Origin of the sequence: Claveliimonas sp. (assembly GCF_037273965.1) — a bacterium.
Lineage (GTDB): Bacteria > Bacillota > Clostridia > Lachnospirales > Lachnospiraceae > Claveliimonas > Claveliimonas bilis.
Map to the genome: position 1 here is coordinate 1 of NZ_JAYAZJ010000105.1, position 2,457 is coordinate 2,457.

At 44.7% G+C, this 2,457-nt stretch carries 4 protein-coding genes; all 4 read right to left on the reverse strand.

Annotated features, from left to right (window positions below; genetic code table 11):
• Window positions 1–164: 164 nt before the first annotated feature.
• Window positions 165–608, reverse strand: coding sequence for a ribosomal protein S18-alanine N-acetyltransferase (rimI, locus tag WJ238_RS09660; protein ID WP_316266280.1), 444 nt, complete (start codon window positions 606–608; stop codon window positions 165–167).
• Window positions 608–1,318, reverse strand: coding sequence for a tRNA (adenosine(37)-N6)-threonylcarbamoyltransferase complex dimerization subunit type 1 TsaB (gene tsaB, locus WJ238_RS09665; protein ID WP_256194920.1), 711 nt, complete (start codon window positions 1,316–1,318; stop codon window positions 608–610). Before tsaB ends, rimI begins: the two co-directional genes overlap by 1 nt.
• An 18-nt stretch (window positions 1,319–1,336) precedes the next feature.
• On the reverse strand, window positions 1,337–1,762 hold the full coding sequence (tsaE, locus tag WJ238_RS09670; RefSeq protein ID WP_230106947.1) for a tRNA (adenosine(37)-N6)-threonylcarbamoyltransferase complex ATPase subunit type 1 TsaE: 426 nt from the start codon (window positions 1,760–1,762) through the stop codon (window positions 1,337–1,339).
• A 21-nt stretch (window positions 1,763–1,783) separates the two neighbouring features.
• A partial coding sequence (locus WJ238_RS09675; protein WP_337606810.1) for a YcxB family protein occupies window positions 1,784–2,457 on the reverse strand: 674 nt, incomplete at its 5' end.

A 2,457-nucleotide genomic window follows, 5' to 3' on the forward strand; every position in this document is an offset into this window, starting at 1 on the left:
CTATCTTTTTTATTGTTTTTTGAATCTCTTTTGTCTCTTTTAGCTGATACTGGCGCATACAATTCCTCCCTGAAGGTATCTTTTCTTTTAGTCCTTTTGTTACGCCTCTATTATATCTGTCTTTGACGGCAGATCCTAGTGGAAACTGCTTCCTTCTTAGACAATCATTTTCCAATTTCGCGGCTCATCAAAATCCCATCTTCCTGTGGATCACTATAGAAATTACGGCGAACTCCGTCCTGAACAAAACCATAGCTTGTATAAAATGAGATTGCCGTCTCATTGCTTTCCCTCACATCAAGAAGCAGCTTTGTAATGCCATTGTCTTCACACAAGTCTTCCAACTCCAGGAGCATTCTGGCTCCCACCCCCTGACGTCTGCATTCAGGGATTACTGCAATTCTTGCAATTTCTCCTTCTTCGAGGACAAAATACAAAATCAGATATCCTATCAGTTTTCTATCCTCATAGGCTACCAGTAAAAGGGTCTGCTCCTGCTCGAATGTTTCGCTTATCGCCCCTTCACTCCATGGATCCGGAAAGATTTCTTTCTCCAGTCTGGCGACTTCCGGAATATCAGACTCTTTCATTCGTCGTATTGTCAGCATTATTGTCCTCCTTCCTGTTTTCTTTCCTGCCGCTCACGTTCTGCCTGTGATACCCGCAGATAATCAGGCTTGTGGTCTGCTGCTGTTTCCGCCTTCCCCTCTTTGTAATATTGCATTCCGAGCAGTCCTACAGATGCAGCCCTCTGCCGGTTCATATTCGCCGGAGCATAAAAATGTGTAACCGTCAACTCCTCTTCCAGTATTTCTTTGTACACCGGCACCCCATCTCCCAGAAATGTAACAGGCCCCTCCATAGTGTTCAGCAGCTGTGCAAGTTCTTTTACTGCAATTGCCTCCTGATCTTTTATTACATGAAATCCGGTATCAAAAGAATAAATCCCTGTATAAACCTGCTTTCTTCTGGCATCCATGATCGGACATACCAAACCGGAAACTCCATATAAATTATAGGCCAATCCTTCCAGGGTCGGCACATGAACCAACGGCTTATGAAGCGCCAGGCCCAGCCCTTTTGCTGTTGCCGAACCGATCCGAAGCCCGGTAAAAGATCCCGGTCCTCCTGCTACCGCTATTGCATCTACTTCCTTCAGATCCAATTCGATCATTTTTGCCACTTCATCCAACATAGGCAGTAATGTCTGCGAATGCGTCTTTTTATAATTTACTGTATATTCTGCCACTGTCTGTTCATCTTCTACTACTGCCACAGATGCAACCAGTCCAGAACTGTCTAAAGCCAATATACGCATATTTTCTTCCTTATCTTTCTAAATATTTTCCACTGTAATTTTTCTATAATCAAATCCTTTTTCCAGATCCTTCTCTATTGTGATCTGTGTATACCGCTCCGGGAGAAGCTCCTCAATCAGATTAGCCCACTCAATCAGGCTTACACCTTCTCCGTAAATATAATCCTCAAATCCAATTTCTTCCATTTCTTCTATATCGCCAATCCGGTATACATCAAAATGGTAAAACGGCAGTCTGCCTTCTTCATAAACCTGGACAATCGTAAAAGTAGGACTGCTGACCGGTTCCAAAATCCCAAGGCCTGCTGCCACCCCTTTTGTAAAAACAGTTTTCCCCACGCCCAGGTCTCCCACAAGCGTATAAACGTCTCCCGGCGCTGCTTCCCGTCCGATTTTCTTCCCCAACTCAAATGTATCCTTTTCACATTTTGATTCTATTATCATACGTTCTGTTTTGCTCCTGTTTTACTTTCTTTTAATACGCACGGCATTTTCTGGCATTTGGGCTGTGATAATATCTATAATTTGCTGATATTTTTCCCCAAGCTGCGCAATAGGAAGGATAATTGCATTTTTCTTATCGTCATACAAAATCAGTATATGTTTTTTGGATATCGCTTTTTGAAATTTCCCCCAGGATGCTTTTCCCGTCTTCTCCGATGTTGTTGTCTTTATTCCTTCCTCGCTAAATTCATAAGTTACAGATTCTGTCATACGCCGGGAATCCTTCATAGATGCCACCCGGCTTTTTATAGAAGCAGGCATCCCGAAAAATACCAATATCGCAAACACCGCAAACACAAGCGTAAGCATTGCCTCACCATGCAAGGCAAACGCTACTGCAAGGCCCACATTCAGCGCACCTAATGCAAGCAGGAAGGCTCCCACCCTGCTTGTATAAATATGATAAATCATAAATTCTGACATACTTTCCACATCAAGAGTAACCTTCACTTCTACCGGCATACTGATCTCCTCCTCTTTATATATAGGTCTCTCTTCCCCGTGCACGCTCGCACCTGACGGTCCTCGCTCGCGGGCTTTCGCCCTCGACGGATGTGCAGCGGATTTCGACAGTCCGCCGCCGTGCACGCTCGCACCTGACGGTCCTCGCTCGCGGGCTTTCGCCCTCGACGGAT